The organism is Picosynechococcus sp. PCC 7002 (assembly GCF_963860125.1).
Classification (GTDB): Bacteria; Cyanobacteriota; Cyanobacteriia; order Cyanobacteriales; family MRBY01; genus MRBY01.
The window spans coordinates 1,376,103-1,395,115 of record NZ_CAWLFA010000001.1; the positions used below are offsets into that span (position 1 = coordinate 1,376,103).

At 50.0% G+C, this 19,013-nt stretch carries 20 protein-coding genes and 1 tRNA gene; 16 read left to right on the plus strand and 5 right to left on the minus strand.

The window, feature by feature from the left end; genetic code table 11:
• Positions 1 to 45: 45 nt before the first annotated feature.
• From AACQ84_RS06740 to AACQ84_RS06755, 4 genes are all read left to right on the plus strand, one after another.
• The gene (locus tag AACQ84_RS06740) at positions 46 to 1,776 is read left to right on the plus strand and encodes a diflavin flavoprotein (protein WP_012306941.1); all 1,731 of its coding nucleotides are present in this window, start codon (positions 46 to 48) and stop codon (positions 1,774 to 1,776) included.
• A 99-nt stretch (positions 1,777 to 1,875) separates the two neighbouring features.
• Entirely contained in the window at positions 1,876 to 2,199 is a 324-nt protein-coding gene (locus AACQ84_RS06745; RefSeq protein WP_012306942.1) for a nucleotidyltransferase domain-containing protein, read from the plus strand.
• On the plus strand, positions 2,196 to 2,576 hold the full coding sequence (locus AACQ84_RS06750) for a HEPN domain-containing protein (RefSeq protein WP_012306943.1): 381 nt from the start codon (positions 2,196 to 2,198) through the stop codon (positions 2,574 to 2,576). Before AACQ84_RS06745 ends, AACQ84_RS06750 begins: the two co-directional genes overlap by 4 nt.
• An 84-nt stretch (positions 2,577 to 2,660) precedes the next feature.
• Positions 2,661 to 3,137 carry a cupin domain-containing protein gene (locus AACQ84_RS06755; protein WP_012306944.1) on the plus strand — a complete coding sequence of 159 codons (477 nt, stop codon included), beginning with the start codon at positions 2,661 to 2,663 and terminating at the stop codon, positions 3,135 to 3,137.
• Here the strand turns inward: AACQ84_RS06755 and AACQ84_RS06760 are convergent, their stop codons facing one another.
• Positions 3,138 to 5,840 (minus strand): CBS domain-containing protein, encoded by a 2,703-nt coding sequence (locus tag AACQ84_RS06760; protein ID WP_012306945.1) that lies wholly within the window; start codon positions 5,838 to 5,840, stop codon positions 3,138 to 3,140.
• Positions 5,841 to 5,921: 81 nt separating this feature from the next.
• Here AACQ84_RS06760 and AACQ84_RS06765 point away from each other — a divergent pair, with 81 nt between their 5' ends.
• From AACQ84_RS06765 to AACQ84_RS06785, 5 genes are all read left to right on the plus strand, one after another.
• A complete protein-coding gene (locus tag AACQ84_RS06765) occupies positions 5,922 to 6,155 on the plus strand; it encodes a hypothetical protein (protein ID WP_012306946.1) in 234 nt (77 codons plus the stop codon).
• Positions 6,152 to 6,892 (plus strand): nucleotidyl transferase AbiEii/AbiGii toxin family protein, encoded by a 741-nt coding sequence (locus AACQ84_RS06770; RefSeq protein ID WP_012306947.1) that lies wholly within the window; start codon positions 6,152 to 6,154, stop codon positions 6,890 to 6,892. Before AACQ84_RS06765 ends, AACQ84_RS06770 begins: the two co-directional genes overlap by 4 nt.
• Positions 6,893 to 6,998: 106 nt before the next feature.
• Positions 6,999 to 7,634 (plus strand): ParA family protein, encoded by a 636-nt coding sequence (locus tag AACQ84_RS06775; protein WP_012306948.1) that lies wholly within the window; start codon positions 6,999 to 7,001, stop codon positions 7,632 to 7,634.
• A 5-nt stretch (positions 7,635 to 7,639) separates the two neighbouring features.
• The gene (locus AACQ84_RS06780) at positions 7,640 to 8,215 is read left to right on the plus strand and encodes a hypothetical protein (RefSeq protein ID WP_041443469.1); all 576 of its coding nucleotides are present in this window, start codon (positions 7,640 to 7,642) and stop codon (positions 8,213 to 8,215) included.
• A gap of 84 nt (positions 8,216 to 8,299) precedes the next feature.
• The gene (locus AACQ84_RS06785; protein WP_012306950.1) at positions 8,300 to 9,241 is read left to right on the plus strand and encodes a DUF1517 domain-containing protein; all 942 of its coding nucleotides are present in this window, start codon (positions 8,300 to 8,302) and stop codon (positions 9,239 to 9,241) included.
• A gap of 129 nt (positions 9,242 to 9,370) precedes the next feature.
• On the opposite strand, the gene AACQ84_RS06790 is transcribed toward AACQ84_RS06785, so the two are convergent.
• Positions 9,371 to 10,390 (minus strand): methyltransferase, encoded by a 1,020-nt coding sequence (locus tag AACQ84_RS06790; RefSeq protein WP_041443470.1) that lies wholly within the window; start codon positions 10,388 to 10,390, stop codon positions 9,371 to 9,373.
• Positions 10,391 to 10,565: 175 nt separating this feature from the next.
• Positions 10,566 to 11,717, minus strand: coding sequence for a pyridoxal-phosphate-dependent aminotransferase family protein (locus tag AACQ84_RS06795; RefSeq protein WP_041443471.1), 1,152 nt, complete (start codon positions 11,715 to 11,717; stop codon positions 10,566 to 10,568).
• Positions 11,718 to 12,036: 319 nt separating this feature from the next.
• Here AACQ84_RS06795 and AACQ84_RS06800 point away from each other — a divergent pair, with 319 nt between their 5' ends.
• Positions 12,037 to 13,161: a TMEM43 family protein gene (locus tag AACQ84_RS06800; protein ID WP_041443472.1), complete on the plus strand. Its 1,125-nt coding sequence runs from the start codon at positions 12,037 to 12,039 to the stop codon at positions 13,159 to 13,161.
• A gap of 67 nt (positions 13,162 to 13,228) precedes the next feature.
• Here AACQ84_RS06800 and AACQ84_RS06805 read toward each other — a convergent pair whose 3' ends face one another.
• The gene (locus AACQ84_RS06805; RefSeq protein WP_012306954.1) at positions 13,229 to 14,110 is read right to left on the minus strand and encodes an ABC transporter permease; all 882 of its coding nucleotides are present in this window, start codon (positions 14,108 to 14,110) and stop codon (positions 13,229 to 13,231) included.
• A gap of 198 nt (positions 14,111 to 14,308) precedes the next feature.
• Here AACQ84_RS06805 and AACQ84_RS06810 point away from each other — a divergent pair, with 198 nt between their 5' ends.
• The 3 genes from AACQ84_RS06810 to AACQ84_RS06820 all read left to right on the plus strand — a co-directional run bounded on the left by AACQ84_RS06810 (position 14,309) and on the right by AACQ84_RS06820 (position 16,174).
• Positions 14,309 to 15,346, plus strand: a complete 1,038-nt coding sequence (locus AACQ84_RS06810; RefSeq protein WP_041443473.1) for a hypothetical protein — start codon at positions 14,309 to 14,311, stop codon at positions 15,344 to 15,346.
• Positions 15,347 to 15,385: 39 nt separating this feature from the next.
• Positions 15,386 to 15,784, plus strand: a complete 399-nt coding sequence (locus AACQ84_RS06815) for a TIGR03792 family protein (protein ID WP_041443474.1) — start codon at positions 15,386 to 15,388, stop codon at positions 15,782 to 15,784.
• A 63-nt stretch (positions 15,785 to 15,847) separates the two neighbouring features.
• Positions 15,848 to 16,174, plus strand: a complete 327-nt coding sequence (locus AACQ84_RS06820; RefSeq protein WP_012306957.1) for a YbjQ family protein — start codon at positions 15,848 to 15,850, stop codon at positions 16,172 to 16,174.
• A gap of 124 nt (positions 16,175 to 16,298) precedes the next feature.
• Here AACQ84_RS06820 and AACQ84_RS06825 read toward each other — a convergent pair.
• A tRNA-Gln gene (locus AACQ84_RS06825) sits at positions 16,299 to 16,370 on the minus strand.
• A 148-nt stretch (positions 16,371 to 16,518) separates the two neighbouring features.
• On the opposite strand from AACQ84_RS06825, the gene AACQ84_RS06830 reads away from it, so the two are divergent.
• From AACQ84_RS06830 to AACQ84_RS06840, 3 genes are all read left to right on the plus strand, one after another.
• Complete coding sequence (locus AACQ84_RS06830; RefSeq protein WP_012306958.1) at positions 16,519 to 16,821, plus strand: DUF2288 domain-containing protein; 303 nt, start codon at positions 16,519 to 16,521, stop codon at positions 16,819 to 16,821.
• Between the two features lie 198 nt (positions 16,822 to 17,019).
• Entirely contained in the window at positions 17,020 to 17,655 is a 636-nt protein-coding gene (locus tag AACQ84_RS06835; protein ID WP_012306959.1) for a DUF3038 domain-containing protein, read from the plus strand.
• A gap of 9 nt (positions 17,656 to 17,664) precedes the next feature.
• The gene (locus AACQ84_RS06840) at positions 17,665 to 19,005 is read left to right on the plus strand and encodes a DUF4335 domain-containing protein (protein ID WP_012306960.1); all 1,341 of its coding nucleotides are present in this window, start codon (positions 17,665 to 17,667) and stop codon (positions 19,003 to 19,005) included.
• Positions 19,006 to 19,013: the final 8 nt, after the last annotated feature.

A 19,013-nucleotide genomic window follows, 5' to 3' on the forward strand; every position in this document is an offset into this window, starting at 1 on the left:
ATAAGTGAAAGATGACTATTGCATCACAGTGTAGGAGGGTTACCTATGGTTGCTACGCCAATTAAAACCGAAAAGCGGTTAACGATCCAGACAGAAAAGGTTAACGACAACACCACAACGATTCGTTCACTGGACTGGGACCGCGATCGCTTTGACATCGAGTTCGGTTTGCAAAATGGCACCACCTACAATTCCTACATCATCCGAGGCGAAAAAGTTGCCCTTGTGGATACCTCCCACGCGAAGTTTCGGCAGCGATACCTCGATGCGCTCACTGGCGAAATTGACCCGAAAACCATTGATTACCTGATCATTAGCCACACGGAACCAGATCACAGTGGCCTCGTTAAAGATGTTTTGAAAATTGCCCCCCAAGCAGTGGTGGTCGGCGCGAAAATTGCGATTAAGTTCCTTAAGGATTTAGTCCATGATCCCTTTGAATTTATCGAAGTGAAAAGTGGCGATCGCCTCGATTTAGGCAACGGTCACAACCTTGAATTTGTCAGTGCGCCGAACCTCCATTGGCCCGACACGATTTTTACCTACGATCCGGCAAGCGAAATTCTGTTTACCTGCGATGCCTTCGGGATGCACTATTGTTCTGATGCCACCTACGACGAGGATCTCCAGGCGATCACACCGGATTACCGTTTTTATTACGAATGTTTGATGGCTCCCAACGCCCGCTCGGTACTGAGTGCAATGAAGCGGGTGGACAAGCTCGACGGGGAAATCACCTTAGTTGCCAATGGCCATGGCCCGCTGCTGAAGCACAACACCAAGGAAATGATGGAGTGGTATCGCCAGTGGAGCGAGGCCCAAACCAAGGGCGATAAAATGGCGGCGGTATTTTACGTCTCTGATTATGGCTACAGTGACCGTATTTCCCAGGCGATCGCCAAGGGGATTACCAAAGCCGGAGTTGCCGTAGAAATGGTCGATCTCAAAGTCGCAGATCCCCAGGATGTCCACGAAATTGTTGGTCGCGCCGCAGGGCTAGTGATTGGCATGCCCCCCATCGACAGCGCCTACAACGCCGAATTAAGTAAAGCCGTGGGCACCATTCTCGCCGCCTCAAAGGACAAACAAGTTGTCGGACTATTCGAATCCTACGGCGGCAACGACGAACCCATTGATCCGTTGCTGATGCGCTTCCGGGATGCTGGCCTGACCAAAGCTTTTGATTCGATCCGCGTCAAGGATGAACCCGGCGAAGGTCTTTATCAGCTCTGTGAGGAATCTGGTACTGACCTCGGCCAATTGCTCACCCAAAAAGAAAAGCTCAAACAACGGAAAAATATCGATACTGAACTCGATAAAGCGATGGGACGCATCAGTGGCGGCTTGTACATCATCACCGCCCAGAAAGGCGACATGAAAGGGGCGATGGTCGCCTCCTGGGTGACCCAAGCCAGTTTTGCCCCCCCCGGTTTTACCGTCGCGGTGGCAAAAGACCGAGCGATTGAATCCCTGATGCAAGTGGGCGATCGCTTTGTGTTGAATATCCTCGAGGAAGGGAAATACCAACCTTTGATGAAACATTTCCTCAAGCGTTTTCCCCCCGGCGCAGACCGCTTTGAAGGGGTAAAAGTGCAAACCGCGAAAAATGGTTCCCCGATTTTGAATGATGCCCTGGCCTACCTCGAATGCGAAGTGGTCAGTCGGATGGAATGTAGCGATCACTGGATTGTGTATAGCAAAGTCGCTGCGGGTCGCGTCTCCAACCCCGATGGTTTAACTGCTGTTCACCACCGCAAAGTGGGTAATTACTACTAACTAACTTGAATTTTTAGCTTTCACAGAGGAGTATTCATTATTGAGTACTTCTTTTTTTCTTGGATTAAAATAAAACAGTAAACATTGCAGGCGATCGCCATGGTTCATCCCGCTCTTAGTGCTATTCTTGAACGACTGCGAGACTCTCTCGAAAGAATCTATGGGCCAGAACTCAAAGACTTAATCCTATTCGGGTCACAGGCGAAAAATACGGCAAAAGAAGACTCAGACATTGACATTGCCATTGTTTTAAAACACAATTTTAATTTAGATCAAGAATTAGAAAAAACCAGCGCCATAATTGCTGATATCTGCTTGGAATATGACATTTTAATCAACCGCATTTTTATGGACAATGAATATTTTGAAAAACATCGGAGTGCTCTAATTCGAAATATTCAGCGAGAAGGTATTTATTTGTGAATTGCCAGCAGCAAAACTTAATGAGTAAGGCAACTGAAAGTTTAGAAGCAGCCAAATTATTACGAGACAATCAATACTTTGATTATTCGGTTTCGCGAGCTTACTACACAATGTTTTACTTAGCCGAAGCTTTTTTAGAAGGAGAAGCAAAAACTTTTTCGAGTCATACTGCTGTAATTTCTGCTTTTGGTCGAGATTTTGCTAAATTAGGTAAAGTGCCACGAGAATTTCATCGTTTTCTTATTGATGCCCAGTCTCTTCGACAGACAGGTGACTATGGAAAGTTCCAGGCAATTTCTGCATACCAAGCGAATCAACAAATTGAAAATGCTACAAAATTTCTTACTTTTGCTAGGGATTATTTCAAAGAATTTTAAGAATTATGTTGCCTAGAAAGTGATCGCCAAAGAGACTTTTACACTGCAACTATCGTCTTTTAACAAAAGTGAGTTCCGTTCGCTGTGAAACCCCATTATTTTCTTTCTTCATTCCTGCTCTGTAGCTGTTTTTCTGTCTTCCCGGCGGCTCTAGCTGAATCAGAATCCAAAAATCAATATACCCAAACCGTCACTCGCACTGTTCTAGCTGAAGGGTTGCCGGAAGCGGCCCCCAATCAAATTTTGGAGTTGGTGCGTTATGAAATTCCTCCCTTTGCGACCCTGCCGCCCCACATCCATCCTGGCTTGCAAATCGCCCGGGTGGAATTTGGCTTGTTGACCTATGCGGTCATCGAAGGCACGGCACTCATCACCCGCACGGATGGCACAAAAGAAACCTTAACTGCGGGACAAAAAACCCTCCTCAAACCAGGGGATGCGGTAACAGAATCCGAGGGAATGGTACATTTTGGCCAAAATGAAACCCCTGACCCAGTTATTTTGCTCGCCACTTCTCTGTTGACCGTCGGGGAACCGAAAGCAATTCTCATTGAGGAATAGTTAATTGAGAGGATAGTGGGTTTCTAAATAAGCTAAAGCAGAGGGGCGATCGCCAATGTTTTGGTCGAGGGTTTGTTTGAGGAGATCTGATAAAATATCGCGAAATTGTGGCCCTGGCTTATAACCTAATTCTTTTAAATCAAAACCATTAAGGGGTGCTTGGATAAATTGCCAGCGGCGGAGATAATGCCATAAATCGTGACGCATTTTTTTCGGGCTGATGGCGGCTAGCAAGATAATTTCTGGCAAGGATAAATGCTTAAGGGCAAAGACTTTTTCACTCAGTTTTGTGGCCTGGAAAAGTTTGGGCAAAATTTGCGCTTCATGCTGGGAAATTGCTTCTAACCGTTGCAAACTATCCTTTGGTAATTGCAGGCGATCGCCCACCTTTAGGCGCTCTTCGGTGGTCAAATTCAGTAGTAATCCTTCCAGACGAAGCAGCCAATGCTCCAACTCATAATCGGGGTCATGATAGCGCAGCCAACGATCCACACAGCGAATTTGCCACCAAACCGCATCTGTTAAAGCCAGATTTTTATGGATGCATTTCAACGCGCCCAGATCGTCCAACAATTGCAATGCGGGCTTCCAATATTTTGCCGTTAAAAGATATTTTAATTCTGCCCGTAATCGCGTCGTGAGTGCTGGGGCCTGGGGTTTTTCGTGGTGCAATTTGTCGTAAATGCCAGAGGCGATCGCATAGCGAATATATTCCTCCGTCTGCACTTCTAGCTGAAAATTTAACCGCACCGCAAACCGCACCGCCCGATAGATGCGCGTCGGGTCTTCGATGAAACTGTTGGCATGGAGCACCCGAATTTGCCGTTTTTTGAGATCCCAGAGTCCCCCAAAAAAGTCCAGCAATTCCCCCGACCGGGGTTCCGTCAGGCGCAAACAGAGGGCATTGATCGAAAAATCGCGCCGATACAAATCCTGTCGAATCGAACTCGCTTCCACCTCCGGATTCGCCGCTGGATAGGGATAAAATTCCGTTCGGGCCGTGGCAATGTCCAGCCATAGGGAACCCAACACCGGATCTTTATGCCACAAAATCGCCGCCGTTTGGAATTCCCCATGCACCGATAACCGCGCGTTCGGTTGGCGATCGCAAATGTAATTTGCCAGCGTTACCCCGGCCCCCACATCCGCCGCCGTATGGAAACCATCCACCACCAGATCAATATCCTGCAACAGCAATTCTTCATCGGAATCTGAGAGCAACACATCCCGCACCGCCCCACCGACGAGGTACAAATGCCAGCCCCGTTTTTCGGCTTCCGTTGCCACCCCCTGCAATAACTGCCACAGGGAAGGGGCCAGCCGTTCCGCAAAAATTTCCCGCAAAGGATAGCGATTTTTGTCATCCTTGGGAGTGGGTAACAGATCAAGAGACTGCTCGTCCTGGTGATGTTGTCGCAAAACATCCGTCCGCGTCACAATGCCCAAAAGTTGATCACCCTCGATCACTGGTAATCGCCCCACATCGTCCGTCACCATAATCGTTTCAATGTCGCGCATGGTCGTGTCCGGCTGGATCGTGCGCACCTCTCGACTCATATAACCCTTAACGGGGGCATGGTGAAAGCCATGGTGAATCGCCAAATCTAGATCCCGCCGCGAAATGACCCCAACCAGTTGTTGCCGATCATCCACCACCACTAATCCGGAATGGCCGTAGCGAAACAACACCCGCTGGGCTTCCTCGATGGAAGTTTGGGGCAAAATCGTGCGCACAGGGGCCGTCATTAAATCTCGGGCGGTTAGGGCAGGGGGCACCTGGGCAATGAATTCGGCATAAATTTTGTGTAACATTGCCTCTGGTTTGTTGAGGCGCAAGCTTAGGGATGCGGCTTGATCGTGACCACCACCACCATAGGGCGTAAACAGTCGATTGAGACTTGTCCCCACAATCCGCGATCGCCCAATGATCACCATTTTTCCTTCCGCATCGGTCTGATGATAAAAATGCCCCAGTAACAGCGCATCGAGGTCGGTCATTTGCATCATCTGCTCGACGAGATTCGATAGTCCCGGCACAAAACTCGCTGTTTTTAACAAGACTCGCGCTACCCGATGGCCATCAACATTTTCCCGCTCCAGGTTGGCGATCGCCTCCGAAAATAAATGCTGCACCTGGGGCGAAAAACCGGGTTCAGCATACTCCGCAATAATTTTCACCATGGCTCCCTGACCCATTAGCCACGTTAAAGCCTGGGCATCCCGTACCGTTGTTTGGTCAAAGGTGAGTGACCCGGTATCCACATGAATCCCCAAGGCCATCACCGTCGCCGTATAGGGATCGAGTTCTACCCCCCTCGCCTGCAATTTTTCTGCAATGATCGTCGTTGTCGCCCCCACGTCTTCAATTTCCACGTAGGTCGCCGGAATGTCTCGCTCCTGATCAAGGTGATGATCATAAACTTCGATCTGCTTCACCTGGGGGCGATCTAGCCACTCCTGGGCCTTACCCAGTCGTTGTCGCTGCTGGTTGTCCACCACCATAATCGTCCGCAACTGCTCCGGATGGACTGAACGCATCTCAATAAACGGAAACTCCCCTCGATAGAGCGCGAGAAACCGTTTTACCCCTGGATGTGCCCCGCCAGTCAGCACTACTCGCGCCCCAACCCGCAGATAAGCCAAGCCGATCGCCGCCCCCAGGGCATCAAAATCAACGGTTTGGTGACAGAGAATTACATCCATAAAATTGCAAAGAAAAGAACATTTTAGGTGGGCTATACTGTGATTAAAATAACATTATGAGTCATGTTTCTTACTTAAGCCATGGCCAACGAAACCCGATCTCAAAATTTTGATTATCCTCAGTATTTGCCATTTTTAGAGGCGATTTGCTGGCAAACAGAAGATGTTTATCGATTCACGCCGCAACAAATGCTTTCGCGGTATGAACGGGGTTGGCGTTATAAAGATATTTTTCAGCCTCCTCAAGGAGAAGAGTTGGAGTTTGTCCAACGTCTTGCAAAGCAATATCATTCCTGGCTCCAGGCTCAGCTGTGAAGTTTAAAATCCCCCACCATAATTACATTTTAGAAATTCTCAAATCCCTTGATCCAAAATTATTACTCGATTGTCAGGCTTATTTTGGTGGTGGAACACTTCTCGCTTTAGATATGAAAGAATATCGCTGGAGTAAAGACATTGATCTTATCTGCTCTGTTACTTCCCAAGGTTACAAAAAACTGCGTACCCATTTATATCAGACAGGGGACCAAGGTTTATTTTTAAAAAATTCTTCGTTAACAATTAGACGAGCAACCACTGATCAGTATGGCGTGCGATTATTGGTAGAAATCAATCAAGTGCCGATTAAATTAGAAATCATTGCTGAAGTCCGTTTTGAACTGGATGAGCCGCGCTTCCCTCCATGGTCCCCTGTCCCTTGTCTGAGTTTGAACGACTGTTTAACCAGTAAATTATTAGCAAATGCTGATCGCTACATGGATAGAAGCGTTGAATCCCGCGATCTAATCGATTTGGCTGTTTTACGGTTACACACAGGGCTTTCCCGCGAGGCGATCGCCAAAGCAGAAAATGCCTATGAAGTGCTCTGTCCCCTGGGTGATGCGATTAAATCCTTTCAAACAAACCCTGATTATCGCCAGCAATGTTTTGAAAGTCTTCAAATAAAACGAGACTTTTGGCCCGATGTGATTGATGGCCTGGATTTGCTCAGTGCTGATCTAGAACTTGCCCCTACCACCAGAACATATTGGGAAGAGCGATCGCCTTTTTGATCGTCACTGCTCCCTCAAGAAACGTTGCATTTACTAGGGAGTGGGAACAGAGCCGCTATAATGTCTCACCATAAATCAAGGCTAATAAGCAAAAAACAAATCTATCGTGGCATCCCAGCGGATTTTAGCAGTTGTAAATGGCAAAGGAGGCGTTGGTAAAACAACAACCGCCGTTAACCTTGCGGCCATTTTTGCCGAAAAACAGCAGGTTCTCTTGGTGGATAGCGACCCCCAGGGATCGGCCTCTTGGTGGGTGGATCGTAACCCCGATGAATGGCAACTGGATGTCAGTAGAGAACATCAACCAGATTTACTTCAAAATCTCCGACAGATTAAAGGCTATGACTTGATCGTGGTGGATACCCCCCCAGCCTTGCGATCGCAGGCCCTCAAGACCGTCCTCCGGATTGCGGATTATGTGATCTTGCCGACACCACCAGCGCCGATGGACTTAAGCGCCTTAATTGAAACGGTGCAAACGGCCATTAATCCCGTTGAAATTAGTCACCGAGTGCTCCTGACAAAAGTCGATAGTCGCAGCCTCCGGGAGAGCATTGATGCCCAAAATACCTTGATTGAGTTGGGGATTCCGGTGTGCCATGCCTTTGTGCGCAGTTATAAAGCCCACGAGCAAGCTGTCCTCGCAGGCGTTCCCATGACCCAAATGCGTGGTAAAAAGGCTAAGGATGCGGAAACGGATTATCGTCGTGTCGCGGATGAACTGCAACGAGATTGGACTTAACGGTTATGGCTAGCAGCAAACAAAATTTATCGGATTTATTACGGCAGGAGGCAAAGCAGGACAAAACCAAGGCTGCTGCCCCCGAAACGGCGGTTAATGATACACCGGAGAAACCTTCACCAACAGCCCTTTCCCGGATGACGAAGGCGCAATTACTGGCCCACATTGAAACCCTCTACGCCCAACAGGAAACGGTCGCGACAGATTCTGTTGATCAAACATTGCTCACGGAGAAGGAAACCTTGGCGAGCGAAGTAAAAGCCCTGGAAGAAAAAATTGCCGCCCAACAAAAGGCGATCGCCAACGCGGAGAAAACCATTAAGACCCTCGAAGCGGATTCTTCTGAAAAGACAAAGCTCGAACAAGAGTTAGACGCACAACGGGGCCTCGTCGAAAAGTTATACGGTCAAATCCAAAGCCTCGAAGCGCAACAGACGGAAAAAGAAGCCGCCATAGAACGCACCGTTGAGGAAGACCGCGCCCTTGTACTGGCCCGCATTGCCAGTTACCAAGCAAATTTGCAATTTCCTGATCAGCCCCCCTCCAGCATCCCCGATGAGGAAATCGGTTGGTTTGATTAGGGGAAAAACCGCCAATGCTCGGAATTCTGGGGCTTGATAGAATAGATCTCAGGATTTTTACGCAGCACATTTAACAATTCAATCATGATTAAACGGTTTTTTTATGGGGCGATCGCCATTGTCTTGGCCTTTACCCTGATCTTTACCCCAGCGGATAATGCTTGGGCGGCCCGCAGTGGAGGACGCATTGGTGGCGGTTCCTTCCGCAGTGCCCCTAGTCGCAGTTTTTCCCCTGGCCCAGCACGACGGGCTCCCGTTGGGGGTGGCTATGGTTACGGATTTGGGGGTGGATTTGGGTTCCCCTTCCTGCTGCCTTTCTTCGGATTCGGTGGTTTTAGCGGCATTTTCGGTCTTTTCATTATGTTGGCGATCGCCGGCTTCCTTGTCCGCACCTTCCAGAACGTGATGGGGGGTGGCATGAACGAGGGCGACAGTCTCGGTTACTCTGCCCCCAGTAGCAAAATTTCTGTGGCGAAGGTACAGGTGGGGCTGTTGGCCCAAGCACGGGATCTCCAGCAGGATCTAAATCGCCTGGCGAGCACCGCTGATACTGGCACCCCGGCTGGACGCGCTAAGGTTCTTCAAGAATCGACTCTGGCCCTGTTGCGCCACCCAGAATATTGGGTCTATGGTGCGAGCGAATCCCTCGAAGCTGGGGTTGATGCTGCCGAAGCCAAGTTTAATCAATTGGCCCTGAACGAGCGGAGTAAATTTACCGCCGAGACCCTTAGTAACGTTGACAACGAACGGGATGTGGCTGGGAAAAGTGGGAGTGCTGATTTGGTAAAAAGCGACGATACACCGAACGAATACATCATGGTGACAATCATCGCTGGGGCCATGGGGAAAGTTGAGTTACCGAAAGTGACCGATTCCCAATCCCTCGAACAAGCGATCCGTCAAATTGGTGCCCTTGGTGGCGATCGCCTTTTGGCCCTCGAAGTTTTATGGACGCCCCAAGCGATTGGTGACACCCTCAGCACTGACGATATTTTGACCTATTACCCCGACATTAATCTCGTATAACTAGGCCAAAATCTAAAACAATTCAACGCAAATCATGGCGATTTAAAGAATCCCCTCAATACAGGGGATTTTTTTTGATTTCTATAGAAATTTGCCCTAGCAAATATCCTCCTGAGTGAATTGGTTTTGTTAAGCTTTACAGGCTTCAATGACGCAAATTTCCTCGGCGGTTCTAACAATGCGCGTCAGTTTTAAGTCTGCCGCCGCCAACAGGGTTTCAAACTCAGCGGCGGTGCGTTCTTTGCCACCGGGACACATCACCAGCATATTGATATCGAGCATTTTTGCGCCACTAGGTTGATTTCCCTCTGGAACCACCGCTTCACAGATCAAGATTTTGCCGTCATCCGGCAGTACAGCGCGACAATTTTGCAAAATGGCGATCGCCTGGTCATCGCCCCAATCGTGAATAATGTGTTTGAGCAAATAGGCATCGCCCCCCGCCGGAATTGTTCTAAAGAAACTGCCGCCAATCCGTTGACAGCGATCGCCGACCCCATGGCGGTTTAACGTCGGAGCAGCATTATCCACCACATAATCTTCATCGAACAAAATACCTTGTAATTGGGGATATTTCGCCAAAATGCTGCCGAGCAATTCCCCGTAGCCCCCACCCACATCAACGATGGTTGAAAAAGCCGAAAAATCATAATGGGCCAAAATTTCCGGCTCTTCATTCCTGGAGAAACTGTTCATCGCCTCTTCAAAAATCGCCGCCGCTTCTGGATGATTGCCGAAATATTCAAACACCCCCTGGCCATAGCGATGGTCAAAGGCAGGTTCACCGGTTTTAACGCTGTGGAGAATATTACTCCAGGCTTCGTAATGCTCTGGTTCCCCCAACATCACCACAGAACCTCGCATGGAGCGGGGATGATCACTGCGGAGAAAATCGGCTAGCGGTGTCAGGGCAAAGGTTTGGGAGGCTGTTTCTTGGAAAATACCCACACTGGCCAAGGCCCGGAGAATGCGATACAAAGCCGTTTCGTCTGTTTCGGTGAGATGGGCTAACGCACGGCAAGGTTGTTCTCCGGCTTTGAGGTGATCGGCGATCGCCAATTTTGCCGCCACATAAATGCACTGGGAAAGCCAATAACCAGAGGCCATTTGGAGCAATTGGGTATGGAGAGGGAGGGTTGGCGGTTCCATAGCGTGAAAAATCCTGATTTAAGTAAGGAAATCACTGCAATTTTAGAAATTCTGTCCCTGTCCCTAGCCACCCTGTAGGATTTATTCACGAAACGGGATCTCGCAAAAAAATTCGCCTCCGGCACTACAGACCAGAGACGAAAATTTCAGTGTGAAGTTTAGAAAGTTAATCGTTCTAGGCGTTTTGGAACACCGCAGCGGCCGCTTTCACCCCAGCCCCAGACTCAAAATCACCGTGACCCAACCCTTGGAGAGTTGCTTCGAGGGCGGCGATCGCCGTAATCACATCTCGGTCATGGACAAAGCCCAGATGACCAATCCGGAAGATTTTTCCTTTGTAATCATCCTGGCCACCCGCGAGGGCAATATCAAAGTTTGTCCGCATCGCCTTGCGGATATCTTCTGCGCCAATGGAGGCAGGATCAACGGCAGTAACCGCTGTGCTGGCATTACCATCGGGGGCAAAGGTCTTTAGGCCCAAAGCCTTGACTGCGGCCCGGGTGGCATCGGTTAAGCGTTGGTGGCGAGCAAAAATATTCTCTAAGCCTTCCCGTTGCATCATCCCCAGGGCTGCCTGGAGCGCAAAGATCAGATTCACCGGTGGTGTAAAGGGGGTGGTGTTTTTCGCTAAATTCTTTTTCGCGGCCTTGAGATCAAAGTAGAAACGGGGAATTTTTGCGTTTTCGTAGGCCGCCCAAGCCTTTTCGCTGACGGAAACAAAGCCCAAGCCCGGCGGAATCATAAAGCCTTTCTGGGAACCGGAGGCGACCACATCAAGGCCCCATGCATCGGTGGGGACATTGCAGGCCCCTAGGCTCGTAACCGCATCGACAATCATCAAGGCTCCGTGGGCTTTGACGTAACGGCTGATAGTTTCGAGGTCGTTGAGGACGCCAGTAGAAGTTTCCGAGTGGGTGACGACAACGGCTTTGATTTCTTTGGCGGTGTCGGCTTCGAGTTTGGCGCGGAAAACTTCAGGATCGAGGGCTTCACCCCAGGGGGCTTTGACCCGTTCTACGTCCATGCCGTAGGTTTCACAGACGATCGCCCAACGTTCACCAAATTTACCGTTATCGCCGACGAGGACTTTATCGCCCGCATTAATAAAGTTGATCAAACCCGCTTCCATCGCACCGGTACCGCTAGCGGCGAGGCAATACACATCGTTCTGAGTTTGGAAGAGCCATTTGAGTTGCGCAGTGACCTCGGCCATGATTTCGCTAAACTGGGCGCTCCGGTGACCGATAGGATGCTTGGCCATTGCTAGCAAAACCTGCTCCGGCACAGGGGTCGGGCCGGGAATCATCAGCATATGTTTGTCTTCCATGGTGTGTTTGTCCTTCGCTTAGACCGTGATTGAAAATGCCGTTAATCCCCAAAAGTCTAGGGACGTTCCGCAAAAGCTAAATCCTATCCTATGCGATCGCCCAGATCAAGCCACTGAGATGTTGTCTATTTGTTCACGAAAAGCAAAGGTTTCGCAGAGCAGCAACGGAAAACGTTAAGGATGATTGAGAAGCGTCACAAAGTCCAAAAAAACGAGGCCCAAGTTATATCCTGAAAGCACCTTAATTCACCGATTAACCGAAAGCTTTCCCTCGGCTGAGGTGGATATAAAGGCAATGTTTTGTACTGTTCCAAAGCCAATGAGTGACCAATTTGTTGAACAAAAAACAACGGGGTATTTTCAGCGCCTCGGCAACTCGATTGTGGGAATTTTCCTAGGGGTTGTTCTCTTTTTAGCGTCCTTTGGGGTGCTCTACTGGAATGAAGGCCGGGTAGACCTCTCGAAAATTGCGGCCACAGCCACGGAAATTCCCGCCACCGGCACCACCACGGTAAAAGCCAATAGTTTTGTATCAATTACGGGTAACCTAAGCAGCCCAGAAACCCTCGGCGATCCCCCCTATTTAAAACCCGGTGAATACATCGCCCTCCGGCGCAAAACAGAGATGTATGCCTGGGAAGAAAATAGCCGCACTACCACCAAGAAAAATGCCGGGGGTTCAGAAACGAAAACGACGACCTATACCTACGCCAAGGAGTGGGCCGAAAATCCCGATGATTCCTCTCGTTTTAAAAATCCAACGGGTCATAATAATCCAGCCAAAAGCATCGAGAGTCAAGAACTGCGGGTTCCCCAGGCCCAGGTGGGTGATTATCAACTGGATGTAAATCAGTTGCAGTTTCCCATCAACCAACCCGTTAATTTAACGGCGGCCCAGATCCCGGCAGAATCAAAAAACAAACTCAACGGCAGTTATTTATTTTTTGGAACAGGTAGCCTCGGCAGTCCGGAAATTGGCGATCTGCGCCTCAGTTATCAAGCCCTAAACAAAAATATTCAAGCGACGGTCTTCGGTGATTTGGGCAGCAGTAACCAACTCACGCCCCACCAAGGCAAAAAAAATGTGACTTTTTATCGACTCTTTCCGGGTACCCGTGACCAGGCGATCGCCAACCTAGCAACCCAACATAAGTTGATCACCTGGGGCCTACGGTTTGGGGGCTTTTTGCTGATGTGGATTGGTCTGAATCTGGTGGTAGAACCCCTCGGTGTTGTTCTAGATGTCATTCCCTTTTTAGGAGATCTAGCCCGCACTGCTACAGGGTTTGCCACGTTTATTGTGGCGGCGATTTTGTCTGGGTTAACGATCATTGTGTCGATTATTCTCCACAGCCCGGTCATGATTTTTCTCGCCCTCGGTCTCTGTGGCTTCATTGTCTACCGCTGGACAAAACGTAAAAAGACCAAGGATCAACTGGCTTAGGTTCTCCCTGGTCAAGCAAGAATTTAAAAAGATTTGGGAACGGCGGTCGTTCCTTTTTTTGTGGAAATTAGCCCAAACGACGTTTAAGAAGCGGTTGAATGGTCGCCAAGGCGATCGCCCCAAAGCCCGTCAAAATTCCGAGCACGGCCCCAAAGTTTAAATTTCCCCAGGGGGCACTGAATACGACACTCTGGAATGTCCAATCACTGTGCATATACAAATAGCGAATCGGCTCAATGGCATAGGTCAAAGGGTTTAAGCTCGCGACAAGCTGCAACCAGTTCGCCATAAAATCCAAGGGCGCTAGAGCGGTACTGGCAAACAGTAGGGGTAAATTCACCACAAAAATCACCGCAATCAGTTCAATATGTCCCGGCAGCGCAAAGGCTAAACCCAAGCTCAAAGCTGTTACCGCCAAGACGATTAAAAACACCACTAAGGCGATCGCCCCCAGACCCAAGGCACTGGGTAAACCGGCCCCCAATAAAGCACTGGCCCCAACGATCACCGCCGTTTGAATCAAGGTCAGGCCCATGATGTAAATCGTTGAAGCCGCCACGATGGAATAGCGCGTCGCTAAAGGAGCCACCAAAAGCCGGTTTAAAAAGCCAAATTCCCGGTCAAACATCACGGGTAAACCTGCATTCAATGCCCCGGAAAAGGCCGTAAACACGATAATCCCTGGGGCGAGAAATTGGGCATAGTTGATGTCGTTGCCAAACAGTCCCTGGGGCGCTTTATAAAACAAGGCCCCAAACAAAATCAGCCACATAAATGGTTGAATAATGCCCGCAATCAGGGTCGTCGGTCGCCGCTGGAGCTGAATTACCAAGCGTTGGGTGAGGGCCACCGTTTCCTGAAAAAAATCCTGCCAGCCATTGCTCTCAGAGACATTGACCTTAGCGGTGGGGGACAAAATCGAGTTGGGCGTAAAGATAGATTGACTCATAACGGTTGTTTCGCGTCACCAAATAGGCGCAGATTTTGGCTCTTTTCTCAGGACTAGATTAACGTATTTCACCCCAAATCATGGCCCCCACCGCCGTTAGGACGCGCCTTGTCGGGTGGGAAAATTCCCTCTAAAATCAGTGGGGCTTAACGAAAGCTAAACCTTTACTCCCTGTCGTTTTTAAACGCGATCGCCTTTATGACCAGCTTGACCGACATTTCAACGGCAGACCTTGCCGCCGCCTTGACCACTGACGTTGACTTTAACTTGGAGCTGCCCGATCCAGAGGACGATCAACTCCACGACGCGGAATTTGATACCCAGATCGAGCGGGTCTGGCAAATTTGCGATCGTTTTGACCTGCAAACGGACATTTGGCGGGGCCGGATTATGCGGGCCGTGCGAGATCGAGAAAAACGTGGCGGCGACGGGCGCGGAACAGGCTTTTTAAACTGGCTCAAACAACGGGAAATTAGCAAGAGTCAAGCCTACGGCCTCATCGAACTAGCCAACAGTGCTGATACTCTCCTCGCCGAAGGGCAACTAGACCCCAACAGCATTAATAATTTCAGTAAAAATGCTTTCGTCGAAACGGCGAAATCGGCCCCCGAAATTCAAAAACTCGTCGCCGATGCCGCCCAAAAAGGCGATCGCATTACCAGACGGGAAGTAAAACAGTTGGCCGACGAATGGACGAGCATGAGTTCGGAGATGCTCCCCGATGAAGTTAAAGAACAGGCCGCCAGCGGTGCCCTCCCCAGTCGGTTTCTCTCGCCCTTGGTAAAAGAATTAGAAAAGCTGCCAGAAACCCACGTCACAGCGATCCAAGAAGAAATCCGCGAAGCCCCCAACACCGATACCGTCAAAGCGATGACCCGTGAGGCGAAGAGTTTAGCGAAATATATCGATGCCGCCGCCCAGGTGCAGACCCTCCGTAAGGCGAATATTGACCTGGAAATGGCCCTCGAAGAAGCGCTGCGTTTGGATTGTCTGGGTACTGCCGCCGATCTGGTGAAACAGGCCACCCAGATGGAGCAATGTGTGGTGAAGCTCTTTACCACCTGGAAGCGCCTAGGAAAATTAGCCGATCGCCTTTATGTGGATACGGGGGCGAGCAATCCCTATTTACGGTCGATGTTGGGCACCCTAGAAGCCCTGAGTAGCGAGGTTTTGGAAGTCGATTTAGATGATTCCGGCGAGAGTAGTGTGCGGATTCGCATTTTGGGAGAAGAGTAAAATAGCGGGTAACAGTTTCAGTTAGGAGTAACGGATCCGATGGGTAGATGGTTCGGGGCGATCGCCTTGGTACTGGCTTTAGTTTTCGGTTTGGGACAAGAGCCGAGTTTTGCTGAAGGTACAACAGATGAGCCTGTGGTTGAGTGGCTAACCTTCGCGGTACCCCAGGCCGACCAAGCAAAATTTATCGAAACAGAACTAGAAATCTGGAACCCAATTGATCGGCGATCGCCTGCCTTTGTGCGCAAAGAAATCTGGCAAGATGCCGACCACCCGGATCAGCTCACCGTTGTTGTTTCCTGGTCAAGCCAAGCCCTACGGAAAGTCGTTTCCCCAGAAGAAGTTGATGCCGCTGAGAAAGCCTTTGATAAAGCCATGGGCAAAAGTTACCCGATCCTCGAAAAGAAAGAATTCCGCAATCTTTCTACGACTAATTGACATTGAAAGAAACAGAGGCGATCGCCTCGCTAAATTTTTGTCACACTAATCCCCAGAAAAAACATGATTCTAAGTACCACCAACACCATCGAAGGAGCAACCATCACCAGTTATCAAGGTGTCGTCACCGCTGAAGTGGTCTATGGCACCAACGCCCTCCGGGATTTTTTTGCGGGCATCCGAGATATGATTGGCGGCCGCACTGCCAGTTACGAGCGAATCTTTGAAAAAGGCCACCAGGAAGCGCTGCGGGAACTAGAAAGCAATGCCCAAAAGCGCGGTGCCGATGCGGTGATTGGCATTAGCATGGACACAGGCACAATCAATGTCGACGACAAAGGCGTTTTGTTGCTGATCACAGCCACCGGAACCGCCGTAAAACTGGGGTAAGAATTTTCTTTACTGGGCGATCGCTCAAACACCCAGACAGGATTTCCTAAGATTCTGTAGATTCTATGAATCCGCGATTCAAAAACCGTAGAGCTTGTGAGTTATTTTGATTTAGTGAATTTAACTGGGGTGCCAGGATTCGAACCTGGGAATGTCGGAACCAAAATCCGATGCCTTACCGCTTGGCGACACCCCATTGCGTTTAAGCCTTTAAAAATATAACACCAATTTTTCAGAAGCGTCAACAGTCTCCCCAAATCTTTTTTTGGTGGCCCTGGATAATTGTCAAAAAGCTGAAAATCCAGTAAACCTTAACCGTTGCCCTTAAACCTCATTATTTTTTGATGTCAGATTTGATTAAACAGCTCCAGTCCAGTTTTGGCGACAGTGAGTGGCATGACCTCGCGCCCCATGCGGCCCGTGATGCGCTGATTGTGGTACATCCTTCCTTAGATCTGTTACAGGTGGGAGAGGCGATCGCCACGGATAATGCTCCCCTGGTGGGCAAGTGGATGAGCGGTGGCCTAGTGCGTAAGCCCACAAAAGAAGAACTAGAACGTTGGAACCAAGCAACCCAGACCCTCGTATTTGCGACATTAATTGTGCAGCCCTTTGTGCTGATCAGTGGAGATCAACCAGAAGTTTAAAGGGGCGATCGCCCGGAATTTTTTCGCTGGGACGACCGGTCTTGTGGGGTAAACTGATTGAGAATAATCCATTGCCCTGGTGTGAGACCTCTGATCATCGCGTATGATCGGGTTTGAGCCTCATTGATGGCCTGGCGATAGATAGCAATCATCTCCCGTCGTGGGTTTGCAGCGAACCAAGCTTGTTTTTCTGAGAGTATGAATGATTCTGTGAGCGTAATGCCCAATCCTAGTTCCCCATCGGTATCCCCAGGACAACCCTACCTGTTGCAAAATCTGCCGGATCTGTTGCCGGAGGGAAAAGTGTTCCCGCGCCGGGCACAACAGCAAATTGACCTGCTCCTCTTGGCCCTAGAAGCGTTAGAGTTGGGCGGCTCAGAATTGATGCTGCGCTCTGCCCAAAAACTAGAATTGACAGAAATTATCCCGAATCGGGTCGTCCTCTGGCGATTACGGCGCACCAACCCCTGGCGACGTTCCCACACCCACGGCCACCTGACCCCCACAGAAGCAAAGGCGTTGGTATTGATCATTGGCGATCGCGCCAAGAATTTACTGGCTTTATTGCGACAACTTTTACCCGCCGCCCAGCACCTCCGGGAACGCAATCTCCCCTTAGATAGTCATTTTCGCCTTTCGGAATACCTAGAGCGGTTTCGGGCCCACTTCCGGAGTCGGATGAATCCCCGGCGCGTCCGTGTCACCCTCTACAACCAGTCAAAACAAGATTTAAATGAACTGGCGATCGCCCTCCTCGAAAAACTGCTGTTTTGCACAGGCACCGTTGGCACCCAACGGCTATGGGTCAGCCTCTTTGATGGAGAAGTGAGCTAAACAATTACCATGAATATTCGTCGCCAATACAACCTCCCCAACTGCACCCTCACCCTCGAAGGATTCGATGATGGGAGCGGCAAACTCCTCGACACCCTGACCATCCTTTCCAATGTGGAATGTCGTTTTACTACCTCCCAGAAAGTGCTCAGTGGCGGGAAAATTTTCTTTGATCACCTCGTCCAAGCCGTGAGTGAATATGCCCAGGGTATTTTAAGCGGTCTCCAACGCCCCCCCGAAATCCTCGATGCAAAAGGCCAAGTTCGCTTAGAAACAGCCACGGCAACCTATACCCATCATCTCCATTGGCAACAACCCGATGGCAGTGCCGCCGAAACCCTCGAACTAACCACGGCGGAGTTGTTTGATTTAACCGAAGCCATTGATCAATTCCTGGCCGATGGTTTGACCCTCCCGGATTTTGTTTTACCCCTAACGCCCCTGAGCCGTCGCCATTGCGTACCCGAAGAATCCTTTGCGGATCGAGCAGTGCCGCCCCTGGTTGGCGTCAGTGGGTTAGCCCTAACGGCCTTTGCATTATTCTTTGTCCCAGCACCGGAAACAACACGCACCGACAGTGAACAAGTTAGCTCTGGGGAAGAAACGGAACAACTCGCCAGCGCAACTTTACCGGATACGGCCCTCTGGACGGAAGCTGATTTTAATCGTCTTGGTGAAACTTTACCCACCATTGCCACAGACCGCGATCTTCAGCTAATGCAAGCTTATCTCTATGGCACTTTGGACTCGGCCTGGACGGAGCGCGATACCACAGAGAATGCTTCCTATCGCTTGGCCCTGGGAACCGATGGTCGTCTTTTGGGGGTACAACCTTTAGCTGGTGCTGCGGTGACAACGGGAACAACGGCCTTGGGTGAGTTGGGTCATACTCCAGAGGTAGCGGCGATCGCCAACGAACAGGCCATGGCTCAATTTCGAGTCAATTTTGCGGGGAATGTCCTGGAAGTAAGCCCCTGGGATGGCTTTCAAAGTTCTAGCGAATTGGATTTTGACTCCCGCGAAGTAGAAGGAGAAGCACTCCGACAATTGATCCAACAGGTCAAAGACACCATCGCCGCTGAGTTTGACCGAGAAAATGCCACCATCCCCCAAACCCTGGCCTATACCCTAGGGGTGACCAACGACGGGGCGATCGCCATTGTCGTCGCCGATAATAACGCTGCGAAAACAGCCCTTGATCAGACCCCCCTCCCGGCCTTGGTCGAACCAGCGGCAGCGGGCATTGTCCCTGGCGAAACCATCTTGCCCACGGAACCGCTGACCCAGGTGAATGTGGTCTTTCAACCCAACGGCGTGATCGAAGTGAGTCCCTGGGCAGGTTATCGTTAGAAGAAAGC